This is a genomic window from Nocardia sp. NPDC059229, from assembly GCF_042754165.1.
Taxonomy (GTDB): domain Bacteria; phylum Actinomycetota; class Actinomycetes; order Mycobacteriales; family Mycobacteriaceae; genus Nocardia.
The window spans coordinates 144,739-164,210 of sequence record NZ_JBHZAK010000011.1; the positions used below are offsets into that span (position 1 = coordinate 144,739).

Genomic DNA, 19,472 nt, shown 5'->3' on the forward strand with positions numbered 1-19,472 from the left:
GACCGGGGTCCGGTCAGTGCCATTGACCGGGGTCCGGTCAGTGCCATTGACCGGGGTCCGGTCAGTGCCATTGACCGGGGTCCGGTCAGTGCCATTGACCGGGGTCCGGTCAGTGCCATTGGCCAGGGTCCGGTCAGTGCGATCGACCGAGGTTCCTTTGCACCGCGAAAACAGCACGGCCAGCACCATTCCGGCCGCGACCATGACGGGCAGCAGAGCCACGCGGCGGTCATGGGCGAGGACCTGCGTCGGCTCCCACAGCCCACCCTCGACAGGATGCAACGCGAGGACCGCGCCCAGCAGCCGCGGGGTGGCGAATTCGAGCGCCCCGCGCAGCGCGACCGCGCCGAGCCCGGCCGCCACCGCCACTATCAGCAGCGACGCGACGCGAATGCCCCAGCGTGATCGCCGTCGGGCGCCGACCTCCGTCATCGACCGCTGGACTCCGCTTCCGGCGGTGCCAGTTCCAGCAGTGCCTGCACTGCCGACAGTGCCGATCCGGGTTCGGCTGCCGAGTCCATCAGGTCCGGCAGGGCCGCCCGCACAATCCCGGCCAGTCGGTACATCAAGGTGGTTTCCAACCGCCCGGTGGCCGCGCCCGACTCCACCCGCCGCACGAATTCGCGCGTCGCCTCGTTCAGTTCGGTCCCGGCATTCGTCAATTCTGGTGCGGCATAACGGAAGTCTTCGAGCAGCTGCTCCGCCACCGTGCTGTCCGGATACGCGGACAACACCACGACATCCAGCCGTGCGCGCGCCAGTTTGAGCAACAGCACCGGCCCGCGCGACACGTCGGCGCCCTCGGCGGCCACCCGGTATCGATCGATCGCCTCCCATGCGTACAGCGGTTCGGCGGCCACCTCGCAGCGCAGCACCAGGGCGTCACCGAGTTGTTCGGAAACCTGGACACCGAGCCGGCCGTACGGTTCCACGGCCTCCACCACGATGCGGAGCACCCGGGTGGAATCGATCAGGAAATCCACCCCGCCGACCGCGGAATACCGCCGGAACAGCAACCCGCCGAGTTCGGCCACGAATTCCGGATCGTCCTCCGCGTCGGGCATTTCGGTGAGCGCGGTTTTCGCCACCGCGATCGCCTCGTCCAGATCCGAGGTGTCGCCGAATCGCTCCCAGCGGACGCGCAAGAGCATTGTCATGCTGTGCAGCACCGTGATTCGCGGCGCATAACCCATCGGGACCGACGCCAGCGCGTACCGGCACCGCGTGAGCGCGAGATCCGGATCATCCAGCGCGACGGTTGCCACGGCATCACTCAGCACCGCGTCATAGCGGCGACGGTCGTCCTCGTCGGGCGGTTCGCCGGGTGGATCGGGAAAGCTCGGGGCAATGCGCCGCAGGGTTTCCGGTGACAGATAGGCGAAAGGCGCGCCACCGCCGGAGGACGGCTCGGAAACGGTGGCCCGGAAGACTTTTCCGGGCACGTCGTAATGCGTCTCGATGAATTGCGAGACGGCATTCAGCACCCCGGTCGCCTCGCTGCGCGGCAGGGCGTCCCGCAGGATGGCCGCGACCTCCTGCCGGAAGACGAACACCCGGCTGTCCTCGGGAATGGTGTAGGGCGGCGCGGAGGTCTCGGTGGCCTCCTCGATCAGGCCGCCCGCCAGCACCTCGGCCAGCACGCTCGCTCGGGTGCCGGGCAGCACCGCCCGCTGCACCAGCCGCATGATCGGCAGCAGCAGCGGCACCTGCGCCAAACTGGCGGCCAGGCGGAAGGCGTCCGGTGAGGAGGCCGAACGGAAGCGGCGCACCCGTTCCAGCGGACGATCCCCGAGTTCGGCGTTCTGCCGGGCGGCGAGCGTGCGCGAGCGGTCCGGGTCGCTCGCCGGGCGGCTCAGCAGCGGGAAACCGGCGGCCCGGCGGCGGCCGGTGAGCAGGTCGGTCCAGGGCGCGATCCAGCCCGGGGTCATCTCCAGCACCGGGACGGGCATCGGGCCGGAACCCGCCGGCGCGACCACGCGCAGCGGCGAGGGACAGTTGGGGATCACCGGAGTTATTCGGCCCTGCTCCCAGTTCAGACCGGTCCTACTCCAGATGCTGCTGGGCAGCGGCTGAATGACCGCCACCGGGGACACCTTGGCCAGCTGCTGCAGCTCCGCCGCGGCCGTGCCCCACTGCCACGCGTCACCCAGGCAGGCGCTGAAGACCATGATCACCCGGCTGCCGGAGGCGTCGTAGAGCTCCGACAGCGCCCGGTCCGCGGGTTCCCGTGCGCCCGTGGCCAATCGGAGCGCGCCCGCGGCGTCCTCGTCCAGATACCAGACTCGCACCTGGCGAAAACCGACCTTCTCCACCATCTCTCGCACCGCGCGGGCCAGGCCGCCCCAGGCGACCATGGACGGATGCCGGTCGAACACCAGCGCGGCCTCGCGCCGGCGCACCAGTGCCGGGCGGGTGACCGGCCAGGCCACGCCCGTGCTCGCGCTGCGCTGCACCGTCGCGTCCTCGTCGAACTCGCGCTGGCCGGGATCCGGAAGTCGTTGTCCGAGCGGGCGGAATTCGCCCAGCAGCCGCAGTTCCGAATCCAGCGGTGCGGGTGCCGAGACCTCGATCTCCGCGCGGAAGGGCCAGCCGTAGGTACGGCCGGGTGGCGCGGCGGGCGCGGCCCGGGGCGCCACCGGCAGGTCCGGCGGCGATAGCGCCGGAATCGGCGAAATGGGCTCGGACTCAGGTACTTCGGCCGCCGGCGGTGGCGACGGTGTCGCGGCCGCGGGCTGATCCTCGATGTGCTTGGCGAGCCAGAGCGCCTCGGCGACCTGGTCGGGGTCCATCTCCAGCCCGCGCAGAGCCTCCAGCAGTTCCGACAGGCTTCCCACCTCAGCCCCCGCTCTCCGTCGGCTGCATCAGACGCTCCGCCAGCCGTTTCCGTCCCTCCTGGTTCAGATCGTCGCCGGCGGCCCGGGTGAGAACATGCAGAGCGATCAAAAGCCGATCGGTCGGTAGTGTTCCCAGATCATCTCGTCGTCTGATGAAAGTCTCGATAATCTCGTCATATTCCCGCACCACCGAGTCTCCCAGATGTGCGGCGACCACGCGCTCCAATTGCGCGCGTTCGGGTTTCGCCAACTGGAGTTGCAGGCAGCGGCGCAGGAAGGCGGGCGGGAATTCGCGCTCCCCATTGCTCGTCAAGATCACGATCGGGAATGCGTTGCACTGCACGAAACCCTCGGAAATCGAGACTTGTTCCCGGCCCTCGTGGGTGAAAACGTCAACTGTCTCGCGCTGCGCCCGAATTCGGCGCAATTCGTCGATCTGGTACTCGCCGTTCTCGAACACGTGCAGCAGGTCGTTGGGCAGATCGACGTCGGCCTTGTCGATTTCGTCGATCAACAGCACCCGCGGCCGCCGGTACGGCAGCAGCGCGGTGCCCAGCGGTCCGAGCGTGATGTAGTCGGCCAGCTCCACCCGCCCCGCGTCCGGCAGCTGCGCCTCCTCGAAGCGCCGCAGGGCATCGTAGTGGTACAGCCCCTCGCGCAGCGTGCTGCGACTGGTGATCGGCCAGGTCAGCACCGGCCCCAGCGCCAGCTCGCGGGCAATGAGATAGGCCAGCGAGGATTTCCCCAATCCCGGTGCGCCCGTGATCAGCAACGGTCTGCGGCACAGCAGCGCGGCGTTGATGACATCCAGATCGTCGGGCCGCAACTGATGCGCGCCGATGTCGCCCGCGCCGAGCTTGCGCCGGATCTGATCGGGCTGATCCGCCCGCTCCCGGGGCGGCGGCACCAGCGGCGCGCCGGTGAAGGTGCGCGCGAGCATGGGCGGCGGCACGGCGTCCCAGCCGTCGGGCCGCGGTTCCCCCGAACCATGGAACACATGCCAATTGGGTGCTGTCATCCCCACTCCCTCATGCCATCCGCGGACCCGCCAGCGGCGGCCGGCGACGGCTCTCCCCCGGCTTGTCGAACAGGAAAACGATCTTGCGCCAGAACTGATCTCGCTGGGCCGAGGGCTGCGGCCGGCGCTGTTCGCGCCACACCGCGGCATGCCAGTCCGCCGGCGGTTCGCTCTGCAGCCACGCGGTCAGCTTCACGTGGAATCGGAACCCGCCGCACGGCGCGCCCCCCACCGGGTGATCGGGGCAGCGTTCGGTGCGCCAGACCGTCACCGGCAGGGCGTTGCTCCGGGACGCCGCCAGGGCGTGCACGGTCGGCGGTTCGGTGATCGCGAGACTGTCGTGCGGCGCCAGATCGTCCTCGTCGTAGACGAACAGTTCCTGCAGCAGACCCAGATCCTGGGCGCGCGGGTCGGCACAGCAGATCCAGACCACCCCGTCGGACGCCTGCCGCAGCAGCCGCCGATAACGCTCCTCGACTTCGACGATCTTCTCGTCGTCCTTTTCCCAGGTACTGCTGCGGCGCAATCGCATCACGTATTTGCTGAACGGACGCGCATCCGGGCGCCGCCATTCATACAGCGGTTCCTCTGTCAGAAATTCGTCCGGCAGCGCGACAACGATTTCGACCCCGTGCGTCGCTGCCCGGGTTTTGCTCAACTGACGATCCAGAGCCGACTTCAATTCCTCTTTGACCAGATCGTATTCGCCCGGCGCATAGGATTTTTCGTCCTCGATCTGGAGGATTTCCTGGTCGTCGAATCTCTGGTGCACCTCGTAGCGAAAGGATGCGGGCCGCCCGTCGACCTTCGGCTTCTCGCTCGGCTGAATCACGCCGAAAAGTGTTGTGCGCACCGCGGCCTCGGGCAGCTGCGCCACCAGATACTGTTCCAGCGCCTCGAGTGCCGCGGGCGTGAGTATGCGGCCCTTGATGCGCTGCAGTCCTTCGAGAACTGCCTTGTCGAGTCCCGGCAGCAGCCGGGAGACCAGGATGCAGAAGCGGGCCAGGGCCTCATTGGGCCGCGGGAACTCGGTACCCAGGAATTCGACCAGATCGCGCAGTGTCGCAAGGCGATTCACCTCCCGCGGCCGGACGAAGTCGCGGAAGAGGTGGCTGACCAACTCCTCGGGGGCCAGCCGGCCGGGGCCCGCCGGAATCTGCGCGAGCAGGCCGTGCAGATCGATCATCCAGCGGCGCAGCGCCGCGGAACGACCGGACAACCGGTCCGACCACAGCTGATTCGCGCTCTGATACCGGTCGTGCGAGGTGATGATCTCCTGATAGAGCTCCGGCGGGCACAGCCGCCGCAGGCCGTCCAGCAGCAGGGCCACCGCGCCGCCCTGGGGTGCGTTGTAGTTCTCGCTCCCCTTCACCAATCCGAACACCCCGCCGTGCCGGACCGACCATACCGGTCCGCCCGACATGCCCTGGATCACCGCACGAGTCCCGTCGATCGTGCAGAACTTCGGCGGATGCGGTTCCCGCACAACGCAATCGCGATAGTTCTCGACGAAGTCCGCGACATAGCCCGGGTTGTAGGCGCAGATGAGCAGCTTGTCCCCGGGCTCCGGCACCGGTTCGGCCATGAGCACGCAGGGGACGGCCCGCACCTCGTCGGGCTCGAGGATGCGCAGCACGGCGATATCGTCGAAGTCCCAGCGAGTGCTGTCCGGTGGAGCCGGGTGGGCGACCACGACCTCGGCCGCGCAGGTCCCACCGGTGAAGCGGAGCTCGACCCGCGCACCCTCGGTGCGAGCGACATGTGCGGCGGTGATCGCGAAGCCGGGAGCCACCCGGAACGCCGTGCCGAGCGACTTCCCATCCCGCCGCCGCGGCACCGGAACCACCTCGGCGGTCGCGCCTTTCAGCAGTTCGGCTGTGTCATCTGGCACCCGGCATCACCCTGCCGCCTGGTCCCCCGCATCGCGCGCGTCCAGCTCCCAGTCGAGCTTGATCTTCACCGACGCCTTCGCACCGCCGGAGGCCAGCACGGCCATCACACCGTGGGCATCGACGGACAGCTCCAGCCCGAATTCGACCGAGACCTTGTCGGCCCGCAGACCGGAAACGCTCTGGCGCACCGAGGCGGCCACACCCTTGACGGTGTCACCGAACTTCTCGAGTTTGAAGTAGTCGCCGAGGCCGGCGTCACCACCGGCCTGCTCGTCCTCATCGGAGATGACCCGGGCATGGATGATCGTGCCGTCGGGCAGTTCGATCTGCTTGATGTCGCCCATGGTCGCCCCCTGTCACCGCTGCCGCGTCAGCGCCCCTGCATTGAACCACCGAAACATTCTGAGCGGCAACCGTTTCAACGCGTCAGAGCAGCGCGGTGAGTACCAGCCAGGCCACGAAGGCCGACGGCAGCATGGAATCCAGGCGATCCATGATCCCGCCGTGGCCGGGCAGCAGCGTGCCCATGTCCTTGATGCCGAGCTCCCGCTTGACCTGCGATTCGATCAGGTCCCCGCTGGTCGCCACCAGCACCAGGCCCACCCCGAGCAACACGCCGATCATCGAGTTCGCCTGCAGCAGCAGCGTCACCGTGAGCAGGCCGCCGATCACACAGAACACCAGCGATCCGCCGAAGCCCTCCCAGGACTTCTTCGGGCTGATGTGCGGCACCATCGGGTGCTTGCCGAACAGCACACCGGCCACATAGCCGCCCACGTCCGAGCAGACCACCAGGATCATGAAGGTGAGCACCCGCAGGTTGCCCTCGTCCTCCTGCAGCATCAGCACCGCGAAGGCCGCCAGCAGCGGAATCCAGGCCAGCACGAACACCGCGATGGCGGTGTCGCGCAGGTAGTTTCGCGGCGTGGCCCGCAGGCCGTGGTCGAACAGTCGCCACACCATGATCGTCAGCGCGGTCGCGCCGAAGGCGCCCAGCACCCCCTGCGGCCCGGACGGCCAGGCCAGCCACACCACCGCCTGCCCGCCGACCAGCAGCGGAATCCGGGGAACCAGCACATCGGCCTCGCGCAGCCGCTTGGCCACCTCCCAGGTGGCCACCGCGATCGCCACCGCGATCACGCCGATCAGCACCTTGGGCGCCCACAGCAGAATCGCGATGAGGGACAACCCCAGCCCGAATCCGACCGCCAGCGCCGCCGGCAGGTTGCGGCCCGCCTTCGACGCGGGCGGCTTCCCCTCGTCATTTCCCGGCCCTGCCGACTCCCCGCCCGCCGCCGGCGGTGCGCTGGCGTCCTCCGGCATCTCGCCGGTGGCGGCAGTCTCTTCGGCCACGATTGTCCCGTCGCTCACTTGTCGTCCGTTCGTCCCTGCCCCCGGCCGGCGTCGGCCGTCCTAGACCTCGAGCAGCTCAGCTTCCTTGTGCTTCACCAGTTCGTCGACGTGTGCGACGTACTTCTGCGTGGTCTTGTCGAGTTCCTTCTCGGCGCGGCCGACCTCGTCCTCGCCGGCCTCGCCGTCCTTCTGGATGCGGCCGAGCTCGTCCATCGCCTTGCGGCGGACATTGCGGATCGAGATCTTGGCGTCCTCGCCCTTGGACTTGGCCTGCTTGACCATTTCCCGGCGGCGCTCCTCGGTGAGCTGCGGGACGCTGACGCGAATGATGTCGCCATTGTTGGTCGGGTTCACCCCGAGGTCCGAGTTGCGGATCGCGGTCTCGATCGGCTGCAGCTGGGACTGCTCGTAGGGCTTGATGACGAGCATGCGCGGCTCGGGCACGGTGATGGAGGCCATCTGGGTGATCGGCGTCGGCGAACCGTAGTAGTCGACCACTACTCGCGAGAACATACTGGGATTCGCGCGCCCGGTCCGAATGGAGCCCAGATCGTCCTTCACCACCGAGACGGCCTTCTCCATTTTTTCCTCGGCGTCGAAGAGCGCTTCTTCAATCACGGCGATTCCTCCACTGCGTCATCGTTCTTGTCTCGGTCATGACCGGACCAGCGTGCCGATCTTCTCACCGGCGACCGCGCGGGCGATATTTCCCTTGGTCAACAGATTGAACACCAGCATGGGCATCTGGTTGTCCATACACAGGCTGAAAGCGGTGGCATCGGCGACCTTCAGGCCGCGTTCCAACGCCTCCTTGTGGGTGATCTCGGTGAACATGGTGGCGTCGGGGTCCTCCCGCGGATCCGCGGTGAAGACGCCGTCCACGGCCTTGGCCATCAGGACCACCTCGGCGCCGATCTCCAGCGCGCGCTGGGCGGCGGTGGTGTCGGTGGAGAAGTAGGGCATGCCCATGCCCGCGCCGAAGATCACGACGCGGCCCTTCTCCAAGTGCCGCTTGGCGCGCAGCGGCAGGTACGGCTCGGCGACCTGACCCATGGTGATGGCGGTCTGTACCCGGGTATCGATGCCCTGCTTCTGCAGGAAGTCCTGCAGCGCAAGGGAATTCATGACGGTACCGAGCATGCCCATGTAGTCCGAGCGGGCCCGCTCCATGCCGCGCTCCTCGAGCTCGGCGCCGCGGAAGAAGTTGCCGCCGCCGATGACGACCGCCACCTGGACACCGGTCTCGACGACCTCGGCGATCTGCTCCGCGACCGCCTGCACCACATCGGGATCGAGACCCACCCGACCACCGCCGAACATCTCGCCACCGAGCTTGAGGAGCACTCGGCGGTAGCCCTTGCGATCGGGGGCGGTATCCGGGTCCGTCATCGGTCTCCTTGTCTCGGCGGTCGAGCGTGCGCACGCACATGAAAAGACCATCCCGGCCGATGAATTGCACGGGACGGCTTGAAAGCTCCATCCATCCTGCCTCACGACCGGTGGCGAGCGTGACCCGACCCTCGATACGGCCTACCGATTCGTAACTTTTACCCGATTTGCCCGGCCGCCAGGACCGCAGCGATTCGCCCGGCGGCAACCAGCGTGGCAGGGGCCTGCACCACCATCAGCAGGTTCGGGTACTCGACCGGGCGCAATTGGAATACTTCGAGTTCGATCGGCCCGGCCCGCGGATGGCGCACGGTAATGGTGGCGGGCCGGAATCGGCGCACCGGATACTCCGACCACCAGCGCCGGAAGTCCGGGCTCGCAACGGACAATTCCGATACCAAGGCGGCCAGCCGGGGATCGTCGGGGCGACGGCCCACGGCATCGCGCACCTGACTGACCACCGCACGCGCCGCACGCTCCCAATGCGCCATGCGCATGCGATTCGCGTTCTCGGTGAACATCATCCAGAGCAGATTGCGGCGTTCCGGCGGCAGGGCGAGCGGATCGTCGCGGACCAGCACATAGGCCCGATTCCAGACCAGATAGTCGAATCCGGCGTCGTACACGCTCGCCGGACTGGGCATGACCGCGTCCACCAGACGCTGCAGCCGAGACCGGTCGGCCTCGGGCCCGGCGTCCTCCGGCTCCGCGAGACCGGCCAGAAACCGCAGGTGACGATGCTGATCGGGATCCAGCCGGAGGGTGCGGGCCAGGGCGTCGATGACCTGCCGGCTGGCCGCCACCTCGCGCCCCTGCTCCAGCCACGTGTACCAGGTCACCCCCACCCCCGACAGCTCGGCGACCTCCTCGCGCCGCAATCCGGGCGTGCGCCGCCGCGCGGGATCGCCGTACGGCACCAGGCCCACGTCCCCCGGCTGCAACCGCGCCCGCTGCGCCCGCAGGAACTCGCCCAGCTGCGCGTGCCGGGCGGAGACGTGATGCGAGCCGGAAGTGCCATTGCCGCTTACCATTCGGCCGTCCCCCTGTACAGAGACCTGCCTAGCATTATCGCCACCAGGACAGGCGTGCATGCGGCTTCCTACCGTCGAATCGAGATCGACGCGACGGGAGCTGGAGATGAGAGCGGACAACGGACCGGTACTGGTCATCGGAGCAACCGGGCGGCAAGGCAGCGCCACCACCACCGCACTACTGGAGCGGGGCCGGTCGGTCCGGGCCTTCGTCCGGAATCCGGACGCACCGCAGGCCCGCCGGCTACGGGACGCGGGGGCCGAGCTCACCGTCGGCGACCTGGATGACGAGGAATCGCTGCGGACCGCCATGGACGGCGCACACGGCGTCTTCCTCATGCTGACCATGATGGACGGCGCCCACATCAGCCTGGCCGCGGTCGCCGACGAGGAGCGGCGCGGGAAAGCGGTGGCGGACCTGGCCGCCAAAGCCGGTGTCGCGCACCTGGTCTACAGCTCGCTGCACGGGGTCGGAGCGGGCTCCGGCATCGAGTACTACGACGCCAAGGAGCACATCGAGAACCACATCCGCGCCCTCGGACTGCCCGCGACCGTGCTACGGCCGGTGTCGTTCATGGACAATTTCGCCACCTACAACCAGCCGGCCCGCGACGGAGACCACCTGGTCCTGGCCCTGCCGGTGCCGCCGGACCTGCCCATGCCGCTCATCGCCATCCGCGATATCGGCTGCTTCGCCGCCCTGGCCTTCGACCGCCCCGACACGTTCCTGGGCCGCACCCTGACCCTCGCCGGCGACAGCCCGACGCCCACACAGATCACCGAAACCCTCGCGCGCGCAGCCGGATTGCTCCCGCGGACCGTCCAGGTCCCCGTCGAGCAGATCCGCGCCTTCGACGAGCAGGTGGGAAAGATGTTCGCCTTCTTCAACTCCCGCCCCGCGCCGGCCATCGACGTGCCCGCCCTGCGCGCGGCCCTCCCCGACCTGATGACCCTCGACGCCTGGCTGACCGCCACCGACTGGACCCTCTGAGGAGCACACCATGACCGACGGACTACTGGCCGCCGACGGCCTGCTGCTGCCACCCGGCGTAGGTGAGAAGGTGCAGCCCACCATGACCCTCAAGGTCGGGGCCGACCACTCCGATGCCTGGTCCGCCTTCGAGGCCGAGGTTCCGCCCGGTTTCGACGTCGGCGCGCACTGGCACGGGCACGCCCAGGAGATCTTCTACATCGTCGACGGCGAACTCGACCTGCTGGCCTTCCACCCCGGGGCCGAGACCGTGGGCGACTGGCTCACCTGGCAGGCCGCCGACGGCACGCCCGTCTACCGCGGCGGCCCGGGCAGCTTCATGTACGTGCCCGCGGGCTGCCCCCACGCCTTCCACAATCCCGGAACCACCACCGCCAGAATGCTTTTCATGGTCACGCCGGCCGGGCACGAGAAATACCTCGCCGAGCTGAGCGACCTGCTACTGTCCGGTTCGGCAACCACGGAGGCTATCTCCGAGCTACGGCTGAAGCACGACATCCACCAGCTGACGGCACTACAGAACCGACCCACCTGACGCCCGGCCCCCGGAAACATTGCCCAGGAAACAGGGGGCGCTCAATCCTGTTTCAAATAAAGCTGTTTCACATATCTTCGGCGCGTGACCACGAAGAACCGCACGGTCCGGACCGGACTGGCAGCCCTCGCCCTCGCAGCGACCCTCGCGACCGTCGCGGGCCCCGCAGCGGCCGACATCCCCCTCGAGCCCCCTTCGTCCTCCAGCCCGTCCGCCATCGCCGACGCCTCCACCGGCAGCGGCAATTTCAATCCCGCGACCGGAAGCGGCCAGAAGGAGAACGGAACCAGCGGCGGAACCAGTTCCGGTTCGGCCTCCGGCTCGGCGACCGGAAGCCAGCAGCTCGTCAATCCCTTCAGTTCCGCACCGATGGGCAACAGCACCGTCGCGGAGACGATCCTGAAAGCCCTGGACTACGTCCCGTGCACCAGCCTGTCCAACCCGCACACGAACAGCGTTCTCGCCAGCACGGTCGCGCTGCTGATGAGCCTGACGACCGGGACCTGGTACCTGGGCGCGGGGTGCGCGTCGTGATCAGAAACCACACTGCCCGAACAGGATTCGCGGCTCTCGCACTCGCGATGGGCGTCATCGGCTGCGCGGGCCAGGCCTCGGCCGAGGTACCCCGCACGCCCGTCGACCCGATCAGTCTCGCCACAGGCACCGACAGCGGGAGCAGCGGCCTGACCCTCCCCTCCGGCAGCAGCAATTTCCTCGGTTACCTCGGGGAACTGCTCGCCCCGCCGTCGAAGGACCCCTGCCACGGACTCTGCAGCTGAACCGGATTCCGTTCCCGGCGCAGTAGGGCATTCAGAATCACAAGGAGAAATCGTGAACACACGCAACGTCGCCATCCGGGCCGGACTGGCCACCCTCGCAATCGCCGGGGCCATCGTCGCCGCGGGCCCCGCCACAGCCGACATCACTCTCGAGCCGGCCGCGCCCCCGAGCACCTCCGATATCGCGGGTACCTCGAGTGGCAGCGGGGTGACCGGCAGCCAGCAGTTGATCTACCCCTTCAGCTCCGCCCCGGTCGGCACCGGAACCCTGGCAGAGCTGCTCCTCTCCGCCTCGGGCTACAGCTTTCCGTGCGGTCAGGGCAGCAGCGGGCTGGGGCAGCTGGGATGGCTGCTGATCAACGGCTCCTCCGGCGGCGGCTGGGGGAACTGCGCCAGGTAGCACGGCGATACGAGAAGGCCCCTCGCTCATCGGAAACCGATGGGCGAGGGGCCTTTTCGATGCTTCAGGCGATCAGGCCTGGCCGACCTCGAAGCGGGCGAAGCGGGTGATGGTGACACCGGCGTCGTCCAGCTGCTGCTTGACGGTCTTCTTGGAGTCGGTGACCGACGCCTGCTCCAGCAGGACGACGTCCTTGTAGAAGCCGTTGACGCGACCCTCGACGATCTTCGGCAGGGCGGCCTCCGGCTTGCCCTCCTCCTTGGCGGTCGCCTCGGCGATCTCGCGCTCCTTGGCGACGAGCTCGGCCGGGACGTCCTCGCGGGTCAGGTACTTGGCCTTGAGGGCCGCGACCTGCATGCCGGCCGCACGGGCGGCGTCGGCGTCGGTGCCGGTGTACTCGACCAGAACGCCGACGGCGGGCGGCAGGTCGGTGGCGCGCTTGTGCAGGTAGACGGTGGTGGTGCCGTCGAAGGTGGCGACGCGGCGCAGCTCGAGCTTCTCGCCGATCTTGGCGGCCAGCTCCTGCAGCACCTGGTCGGCGGTCTTGCCGTCGACCTCAACGGCCTTCAGGGCGTCCAGGTCGGCCGGGCGGGCCTTCGCGGCGGCGGCCACGATGGCGTTCGCGACGTCCTGGAACTCCTGGTTCTTGGCCACGAAGTCGGTCTCGGAGTTGATCTCGATCAGGATGCCGTCCTGCGCGACGACCAGGCCCTCGGCGGTGGCGCGCTCAGCGCGCTTGCCGACATCCTTGGCGCCCTTGATACGCAGGAACTCGACGGCCTTGTCGAAGTCGCCCGCGTTCTCCTCGAGCGCCTTCTTGCAGTCCATCATGCCGGAGCCGGTGAGCTCGCGGAGCCGCTTCACATCGGCGGCGGTGTAGTTCGCCATCTCGGGCGAGCCTCCCTTTGTGAGTGAAAGTCTGTGGGGGTCACACCTTGCCGACCGTCATGGAACATGAGCGGTCGGCAAGGTGAACAGATGCCTCGCGGCTGGAAATCAGAAGTCGGCCGGGGTCTTGGGGGCCGGCTCTTCCTTCAGCTCGGCCTCGGCCGCGGTCTCCGGCTCGGCGGCCGGGGTGGCCTGAGCCAGCAGCTCCTGCTCCCACTCGGCGAGCGGCTCGCCGGCGCCGGCCTCGGGCTTCGCATCGCCGGTGGCACGCGCGGCGCGAGCCTGCACGCCCTCGGCGACGGCGGAGGCGACGACCTTGGTCAGCAGCGCGGCCGAGCGGATCGCGTCGTCGTTGCCCGGGATCGGGTAGTCGACCAGGTCCGGGTCGCAGTTGGTGTCCAGGATCGCGATGACCGGGATGTTCAGCTTGCGAGCCTCACCGACGGCGATGTGCTCCTTGTTGGTGTCGACAACCCAGATGGCCGAGGGAACCTTGGCCATGTCCCGGATGCCGCCCAGGGTGCGCTCCAGCTTGTTCTTCTCACGCGTCAGCATGAGGATTTCCTTCTTGGTGCGACCCTCGAAACCGCCGGTCTGCTCCATCGACTCCAGCTCCTTCAGGCGCTGCAGCCGCTTGTGGACGGTCGAGAAGTTGGTGAGCATGCCGCCCAGCCAGCGCTGGTTCACGTAGGGCATGCCGACGCGGGTCGCCTCGGAGGCAATCGACTCCTGGGCCTGCTTCTTGGTGCCGACGAAGAGAACGGTGCCGCCGTGGGCAACGGTCTCCTTGACGAACTCGTAGGCCTTGTCGATGTAGGTCAGCGTCTGCTGCAGGTCGATGATGTAGATGCCGTTGCGGTCGGTGAAGATGAACCGCTTCATCTTCGGGTTCCACCGGCGGGTCTGGTGACCGAAGTGCGCGCCGCTATCGAGCAGCTGCTTCATTGTTACGACAGCCATGGCTCCGTAACTTCCTCTCGTTGCTGGTTGACACAGGAATCGGCGATCCCTGCCCTGGCGCTCACGGCCACCGGAACCCTCCGAAAACGAATCAGGGGGACCAGCCGGCGACACTCACTGTGGGCGCGCGAAGTCGGTCTGCGTTAACGCAAACCGCTGGATCAGTTTACGCAGCAGAGGCGTCAGACCGAAATCGGGCCCAGGGGGTGTGCGTTACTCAGGTGCGCAATCGCAGGTCAGCGGCCTACGGTGGGGCAATGCTGCGAACCGGGCGACTGGCGCTCACACCGGTGTGCGCGAGCGATCGCGACGAACTCGTGGCGCTGTGGCATGACCCGCTCGTCCGCGAATTCCTCTTCGACGGCGAAATGCTCTCCGTCGATGAGGTCACGCGGATCATCACGAATTCCGAAAATAGTTTCGCCACCGTGAATTTCGGGCTCTGGGCGCTCCGGGAAAGGAGCGGCGGGCCACTGGTCGGCACGGCTGGATTGCGTGGACTCGACGGCGGCCCCGACCTGGAGATCGTCTACAGCCTGACCCCGGCCCGCTGGGGCCGCGGCCTGGCAGGCGAGGCCGCAGCCGCGGTCCTGGACTACGCCTTCGACACGCTCGGGCTGGATCGAGTCCTCGCCGAAATCGACGAAGGCAATACCGCCTCACGAGCCGTTGTCGAGCGCCTGGGAATGCGTCCCTACGAGACGGTCCGGGGCGTACTCGGCCCGATGGTCCACTACTCCCTGACGCGACCCAGCAACTGACATTCACGTTGTCCACAACCGGTCGTGTCATCCACACTCGCCGCGCACCCTCTCGCCCACCGCCCCCACCACGGCGCAGGCTGATTCCCATGCCCGAACCACCGCCTCCCACCCAGCACACCGACGTCTCAGCCGTGCCGTCCATGACGGCTTCGAATGCCGCGGGCGTTTCCCCCGGACTGCACACCAGATTTCGGCTCGCATCGCGTGCACATGGTCCAGGCGGCACGGTCGTCCGGGTCGTGGCCGGAGCGTGCGCGACGAGCCTGATCGGGCTGTGCGCCGCCATGCCTGCCGCCGGCGGTTTACCTGCGCCCGGTGGCGATTTCGACTGGCCGCTGCGGCCGCGGCCGGGGGTCGTGCGCGCCTTCGACAAGCCCGAACACGATTGGCTGCCGGGGCATCGGGGGGTGGATTTGGCGGGCGATCGGGGGCAGGTGGTGCTCGCGGCCGGGGACGGCATCGTCGTCTTCGCGGGAATCGTGGCCGACAAACCAGTTGTCTCCATCGACCATCCCGGCGGGCTCCGAACGACCTACGAGCCCGTGTCCGCGGCAATTCCCGTGGGCCGCAGGCTGACTCGCGGCACACCGATCGGGCTGCTGGAGGCCGGACACCCGCCCTGCTCTCCATGCCTGCACTGGGGAGCGCGGCGGGACGGCGAATACCTCGATCCGCTCGGGCTGCTCCACCGCACTCCGATCCGGCTCAAGCCCCTCACCGGCGACATCCCGGCCGGTCCCGGCCGCATGGACGTGAACTTCGAAACCGAGCGAGGATGGTGACCATGTCGCAGAAACCCGCGCCCTTCACGTACTCCGATGTCGGCGCGACCGCGGGTGAATTTCCGCCGGGCTATGACCATTTCCGGCTCCGCAGGCACATCGGTTCGGGCCGAGCGCTGTTCGAGCAGGCGGCCGAACACATTCTCGGGTACGGGATGCAGCGCGGTACCGGGATATTCCAGGACGCGACCACGCCGGTGGCCGAGCCGGGAACCGAGCTGACCGTGCGGCTCGGGCTGGGGCCGATCGGCGTGAATGCGCCGTGCCGGGTCGTCTACGTCCTCGACGAGCCGGATCGGCGCGGTTTCGCCTACGGGACGCTCCCCGGCCACCCCGAGAGCGGTGAGGAGTTGTTCTGCGTCGAATACGACCCTGCCGACGGCTCGGTCCACGGGGTCATCGCCGCGTTCTCGAAACCGGGCGCCTGGTACACCCGGCTCGGCGGCCCGATCGTGCGACTCATCCAGCGCTGGTTCGCACACCGCTACATCGGAACCATCCGGCCACGCTGAGGCACGCGGCCTCAGCCATCCGCAAGGTGAGCCGAGAGGGCAGCGGCCTCGGCGCGCAGCGAGGCGGCACGGTCCGCCCCACCGGAGAGCGCATCGTATTCCCCTGCGGCAGTGAGACGGTCGTCGATCTCGGCACGCACGATACCGGCGATATCGGACTCGGTGAGGTCGCGCCGAGCGCGTTCGGCCGCGCCCAGCCCCACAGCACTGGATTCGATGGCCCCGGCACGAACATCGGAACCGTCCACAGCTTCGGCATTGTCGATAGCGCCCAGAGCCGAACGAAGCGCCGCGGTGGCATTGCGATCGCGAGCCTTCATAGCCACGGGCAGCGCGGCGCGCAGACGTTCACGCAGGGAAGATGGGTTCGTCATGATCATCGACGCTACCCGCTACGATTTCGGCTATGGCGCTGCGGTGGTGGGGCGTCCGGGACCGAAACACATTGTCCGAGGGGGCGCCTGGCACGGCGGGGACACATGCACCTGGAGGCGATCCTCACACCCCGGCCCCGCCACTCGGTCCAGCAACCACACCTCGACCAACTCGAATACGTGCTGACGCCGTAATCACCGGCCGCGCCTACGATGAGGAGCCCGCCGCAAATGCATGCGGCGGGCCGCAGGGGACACCCGAGTCGGGAGGAGTGGATTGGCTAAAGGGCTGCGGGGGTGGCCTTTTCGCGTTCGGCGAGTTCGGACTTCCAGCGACGGAAGCCCTCTTCGGTGCGGCCGCGCCGCCAGTAACCGGAGATGGATGCCCAGTCGGCGGGGACGCCGCGGTCCTTGCGGATGTAGGGGCGGAGGTCGTGCATGACGGCCTGTGCTTCACCGTGGATGAAGACGTGCGCCTGGCCGTCACGCCAGGGGGCGGAGTGGACGGAAGCGGCGAGGCGGACTCCCGGTTCGTCGGCGCCGCGGTGAATCCAGGTCAGCTCCACGCCCTCCGGGTGCGCGAAGGCGAGCTCGTCGGCGGGATCCGCGACCTCCACGAATACTTGCCCGACCGCATCGGCGGGCAGCGACTCGCAGGCCGCGGCAATGGCGGGGAGTGCGGATTCGTCGCCGGCCAGCAGATGCCAGTCGGCGTCGGAACGCGGGGCGTAGCCGCCGCCCGGACCCATGAGGTCGATGGTGTCGCCCGGCTGGGCCGCGGCGGCCCATGGTCCGGCGACGCCCTCGTCACCGTGGTAGACGAAGTCGATGGTGAGCTCCTGCGCCGCGCGATCCACCCCGCGCACGGTGTAGGTGCGCACGGTGTCGCCGTCGGCACCGGGGAAGACCAGTTTGACGTAGGCGTCGGTGCGGTCGTTGGGCTGGAAGGACGTGAAGCCGGGGCCGCCCAGCCGGACCCGGATCAGGTGATCGGTCAGTCGGATCGTGTTCTGGACCACCAGCGTGATGCGTGTGCGTGCCAAAGGAAGCCTCCATAATTAGGATTACCTAAGTAACGCTAGCATGAATTCCGATAGGTCGTCGATAGCATTTCGATAGGCCGTCGGTCACTGGATATCGGCAATAAGCGCGGCCAGGGCGGCGGCCAGGCGACCGATTCCGGGACCGGGCGGACCGCCGGGTTCGGACAGGTACAGGTCGCGGCGGATCTCCACCATCAGCGCGGAGACGCGGGGCTCGGTGCCGTAGAAGTCCAGCGGCACATAGGTTCCCGCGAACGGGCTGTTGACGCCGACGCCACCGAAGTCCACGAAGGCCCCGGCCGCACGGGTGAGCAGTCCGGGCGGCGTGTGAAAGGCGTCCGCGCCCAGGCAGATCGGTGGACGCGGTGCGTCGCCGTGCAGCTCATAGGGCAGGGGCTGAGCCGGGTAGGAGTGGACGTCGATGATCACCGCACGGCCGGTCGCCGACAGGCGATCGGCGACCAGATCCGTCATGGCCTGGGCATAGGGGTGGAAGTAGCGGTCCAGCAACGGTGCGGGATCGAAATCGGCCGCCCGCAACGGCATCCGGTCCGTGGTGGCGGTGTACACCGCGCCCATGCCGACGGCGCGCATCTCCTCCCGCTCGTCCGGGAAGCGCTCCGGGTCGACGACCAGCCGGGACAGCCGGTTCACGAATTGCCATGGCCGGGTGGGCGACAGGTGTGCGGCCGTATCCGCCAGCCGCGCGGTATGGGCGTCGGTGATGGCGTCGAGCTCACGGTCGAGCGCCCCGTCATCGAGCAGCAGCTCCGCGCGGACAGCGGCGGGAATCGTGCGGGCGGAGTGCGGAACATGCAGCACCACAGGCGAATCGGCGGCACCGGGCAGCAGTTCGGCCGAGTCGGGCATTCGCATGGCGGTCAGGCGCGCGGGTGGGCTTGGTCGTGCACCTTCTTGAGCCGATCGATCGACACGTGGGTGTACAGCTGTGTGGTGGCCATGCTGGCATGGCCCAGGATCTCCTGCACCACCCGCAGATCGGCCCCGCCCTCGAGCAGATGGGTCGCGGCGGTGTGACGGAAACCGTGCGGGCCCATATCGGGTGCGCCCGGAATGGCGGAAACCACCTCGTGCACCACCGTTCTGGCCTGCCGCTGGTCGATCCGGCGCCCCCGCCGGCCCAGCAGCAGCGCGCGCCCCGACTCCGCGGTGGCGAAGGCGGCCCGACCGAACCGCAGCCAGCCGTCCAGAGCCTGCTCGGCGGGCACGCCGAACGGCACCGCCCGCTCCTTGTTCCCCTTGCCCAGCACGCGCACCAGCCGCCGTTCCCGATCCACGTCCTCGATGTCGAGCCCGCACAGCTCGCTCACCCGGATCCCGGTCGCGTACAGCATCTCGACAATCAGCCGATCCCGCAAGGCCATCGGATCATGCTGCGCCGCACCCGATTCCGCCGCCGCCATGGCCGCCTGCGCCTGCTCGCGCCCCAGCACCGACGGCAGCACCCGATGCGCCCGCGCCGACCCCAGCCGCGGCCCCGGATCCACCGCCAGCCGCCCCGTGTGCGTCAGCCAGGCCGTGAACGTCCGAGCCGACGAGGCCCGCCGCGCCATAGTGGTCCGCGCCGCGCCCCCCGCCGCCTGCGCCGCCAGCCACGACCGCAGCAACGCCAGATCCACCTCCCCCACACCGGAATCCACCGCCCGCCCCAGCAAATGCTCCAGCAACCCGCGCGCATCGCCCACATACGCCCGCACCGTATGCTCCGACCGATTCCGCCCCAACCGCAAGTGCCGCCCGTACTCGGCCAGCAATGCCTCCAAATCCTCGGGCAGCTCACTCATCCGTCCACGCTGACCCGAATCCCGCCACATATCAAGCACCGCCGCCGCCGCGCCCATCACAGGGCCGGACCACCAGCGGTTGTCCATGCCCGGCACCGCATTCCTGTGCAGGCGGGCCGGTT

The 19,472-nt window shown here is 68.4% G+C and carries 23 protein-coding genes; 8 read left to right on the plus strand and 15 right to left on the minus strand.

The window, feature by feature from the left end:
* The 9 genes from ACFXHE_RS24740 to ACFXHE_RS24780 all read right to left on the minus strand — a co-directional run.
* Positions 1 to 432 (minus strand): hypothetical protein (locus ACFXHE_RS24740; protein ID WP_379386640.1); only part of this gene is annotated, 432 nt, incomplete at its 3' end.
* Positions 429 to 2,834 (minus strand): SAV_2336 N-terminal domain-related protein, encoded by a 2,406-nt coding sequence (locus tag ACFXHE_RS24745; RefSeq protein ID WP_379386641.1) that lies wholly within the window; start codon positions 2,832 to 2,834, stop codon positions 429 to 431. The genes ACFXHE_RS24745 and ACFXHE_RS24740, both read right to left, overlap by 4 nt.
* Before the next feature lies 1 nt (position 2,835).
* On the minus strand, positions 2,836 to 3,852 hold the full coding sequence (locus tag ACFXHE_RS24750; protein WP_379386642.1) for an AAA family ATPase: 1,017 nt from the start codon (positions 3,850 to 3,852) through the stop codon (positions 2,836 to 2,838).
* A gap of 10 nt (positions 3,853 to 3,862) precedes the next feature.
* Positions 3,863 to 5,743 (minus strand): trypsin-like serine peptidase, encoded by a 1,881-nt coding sequence (locus tag ACFXHE_RS24755; RefSeq protein WP_379386644.1) that lies wholly within the window; start codon positions 5,741 to 5,743, stop codon positions 3,863 to 3,865.
* 6 nt (positions 5,744 to 5,749) lie between these two features.
* Complete coding sequence (locus ACFXHE_RS24760; RefSeq protein WP_379386646.1) at positions 5,750 to 6,088, minus strand: CU044_2847 family protein; 339 nt, start codon at positions 6,086 to 6,088, stop codon at positions 5,750 to 5,752.
* 82 nt (positions 6,089 to 6,170) lie between these two features.
* Positions 6,171 to 7,067 carry a phosphatidate cytidylyltransferase gene (locus ACFXHE_RS24765; RefSeq protein ID WP_379386895.1) on the minus strand — a complete coding sequence of 299 codons (897 nt, stop codon included), beginning with the start codon at positions 7,065 to 7,067 and terminating at the stop codon, positions 6,171 to 6,173.
* Positions 7,068 to 7,157: 90 nt separating this feature from the next.
* Positions 7,158 to 7,715, minus strand: a complete 558-nt coding sequence (frr, locus tag ACFXHE_RS24770; RefSeq protein WP_364613922.1) for a ribosome recycling factor — start codon at positions 7,713 to 7,715, stop codon at positions 7,158 to 7,160.
* Positions 7,716 to 7,751: 36 nt separating this feature from the next.
* Positions 7,752 to 8,486, minus strand: a complete 735-nt coding sequence (gene pyrH / locus ACFXHE_RS24775) for a UMP kinase (RefSeq protein WP_040859803.1) — start codon at positions 8,484 to 8,486, stop codon at positions 7,752 to 7,754.
* 158 nt (positions 8,487 to 8,644) lie between these two features.
* On the minus strand, positions 8,645 to 9,517 hold the full coding sequence (locus ACFXHE_RS24780) for a helix-turn-helix transcriptional regulator (RefSeq protein WP_379386648.1): 873 nt from the start codon (positions 9,515 to 9,517) through the stop codon (positions 8,645 to 8,647).
* A gap of 106 nt (positions 9,518 to 9,623) precedes the next feature.
* Here ACFXHE_RS24780 and ACFXHE_RS24785 point away from each other — a divergent pair, with 106 nt between their 5' ends.
* The 5 genes from ACFXHE_RS24785 to ACFXHE_RS24805 all read left to right on the plus strand — a co-directional run bounded on the left by ACFXHE_RS24785 (position 9,624) and on the right by ACFXHE_RS24805 (position 12,222).
* Complete coding sequence (locus ACFXHE_RS24785; RefSeq protein WP_379386650.1) at positions 9,624 to 10,508, plus strand: NmrA/HSCARG family protein; 885 nt, start codon at positions 9,624 to 9,626, stop codon at positions 10,506 to 10,508.
* Positions 10,509 to 10,518: 10 nt separating this feature from the next.
* Entirely contained in the window at positions 10,519 to 11,043 is a 525-nt protein-coding gene (locus tag ACFXHE_RS24790; RefSeq protein ID WP_379386652.1) for a cupin domain-containing protein, read from the plus strand.
* Positions 11,044 to 11,127: 84 nt separating this feature from the next.
* Entirely contained in the window at positions 11,128 to 11,577 is a 450-nt protein-coding gene (locus ACFXHE_RS24795) for a hypothetical protein (protein WP_379386654.1), read from the plus strand.
* Positions 11,574 to 11,822 (plus strand): hypothetical protein, encoded by a 249-nt coding sequence (locus ACFXHE_RS24800; protein ID WP_379386655.1) that lies wholly within the window; start codon positions 11,574 to 11,576, stop codon positions 11,820 to 11,822. Before ACFXHE_RS24795 ends, ACFXHE_RS24800 begins: the two co-directional genes overlap by 4 nt.
* A 52-nt stretch (positions 11,823 to 11,874) precedes the next feature.
* Entirely contained in the window at positions 11,875 to 12,222 is a 348-nt protein-coding gene (locus tag ACFXHE_RS24805) for a hypothetical protein (RefSeq protein WP_379386657.1), read from the plus strand.
* A gap of 72 nt (positions 12,223 to 12,294) precedes the next feature.
* On the opposite strand, the gene tsf is transcribed toward ACFXHE_RS24805, so the two are convergent.
* Positions 12,295 to 13,110, minus strand: a complete 816-nt coding sequence (gene tsf, locus ACFXHE_RS24810; RefSeq protein WP_379386659.1) for a translation elongation factor Ts — start codon at positions 13,108 to 13,110, stop codon at positions 12,295 to 12,297.
* Positions 13,111 to 13,218: 108 nt separating this feature from the next.
* Positions 13,219 to 14,070, minus strand: a complete 852-nt coding sequence (gene rpsB, locus ACFXHE_RS24815; protein ID WP_379386661.1) for a 30S ribosomal protein S2 — start codon at positions 14,068 to 14,070, stop codon at positions 13,219 to 13,221.
* A 257-nt stretch (positions 14,071 to 14,327) separates the two neighbouring features.
* Between rpsB and ACFXHE_RS24820 the strand changes: the two genes are divergently transcribed.
* The 3 genes from ACFXHE_RS24820 to ACFXHE_RS24830 all read left to right on the plus strand — a co-directional run bounded on the left by ACFXHE_RS24820 (position 14,328) and on the right by ACFXHE_RS24830 (position 16,128).
* Positions 14,328 to 14,831: a GNAT family N-acetyltransferase gene (locus tag ACFXHE_RS24820; RefSeq protein WP_379386663.1), complete on the plus strand. Its 504-nt coding sequence runs from the start codon at positions 14,328 to 14,330 to the stop codon at positions 14,829 to 14,831.
* Positions 14,832 to 15,118: 287 nt separating this feature from the next.
* Positions 15,119 to 15,616, plus strand: a complete 498-nt coding sequence (locus ACFXHE_RS24825; RefSeq protein ID WP_379386896.1) for a M23 family metallopeptidase — start codon at positions 15,119 to 15,121, stop codon at positions 15,614 to 15,616.
* Between the two features lie 2 nt (positions 15,617 to 15,618).
* Positions 15,619 to 16,128 carry a DUF1990 family protein gene (locus tag ACFXHE_RS24830; protein ID WP_379386665.1) on the plus strand — a complete coding sequence of 170 codons (510 nt, stop codon included), beginning with the start codon at positions 15,619 to 15,621 and terminating at the stop codon, positions 16,126 to 16,128.
* Positions 16,129 to 16,139: 11 nt separating this feature from the next.
* On the opposite strand, the gene ACFXHE_RS24835 is transcribed toward ACFXHE_RS24830, so the two are convergent.
* The 4 genes from ACFXHE_RS24835 to ACFXHE_RS24850 form a co-directional block, all read right to left on the minus strand.
* Entirely contained in the window at positions 16,140 to 16,502 is a 363-nt protein-coding gene (locus ACFXHE_RS24835; protein WP_379386667.1) for a hypothetical protein, read from the minus strand.
* Positions 16,503 to 16,783: 281 nt separating this feature from the next.
* Entirely contained in the window at positions 16,784 to 17,545 is a 762-nt protein-coding gene (locus ACFXHE_RS24840; protein WP_379386668.1) for a siderophore-interacting protein, read from the minus strand.
* 84 nt (positions 17,546 to 17,629) lie between these two features.
* Positions 17,630 to 18,421 carry an N-formylglutamate amidohydrolase gene (locus ACFXHE_RS24845; protein WP_379386669.1) on the minus strand — a complete coding sequence of 264 codons (792 nt, stop codon included), beginning with the start codon at positions 18,419 to 18,421 and terminating at the stop codon, positions 17,630 to 17,632.
* Between the two features lie 5 nt (positions 18,422 to 18,426).
* Positions 18,427 to 19,350, minus strand: a complete 924-nt coding sequence (locus ACFXHE_RS24850) for a tyrosine recombinase XerC (protein WP_379386671.1) — start codon at positions 19,348 to 19,350, stop codon at positions 18,427 to 18,429.
* Positions 19,351 to 19,472: the final 122 nt, after the last annotated feature.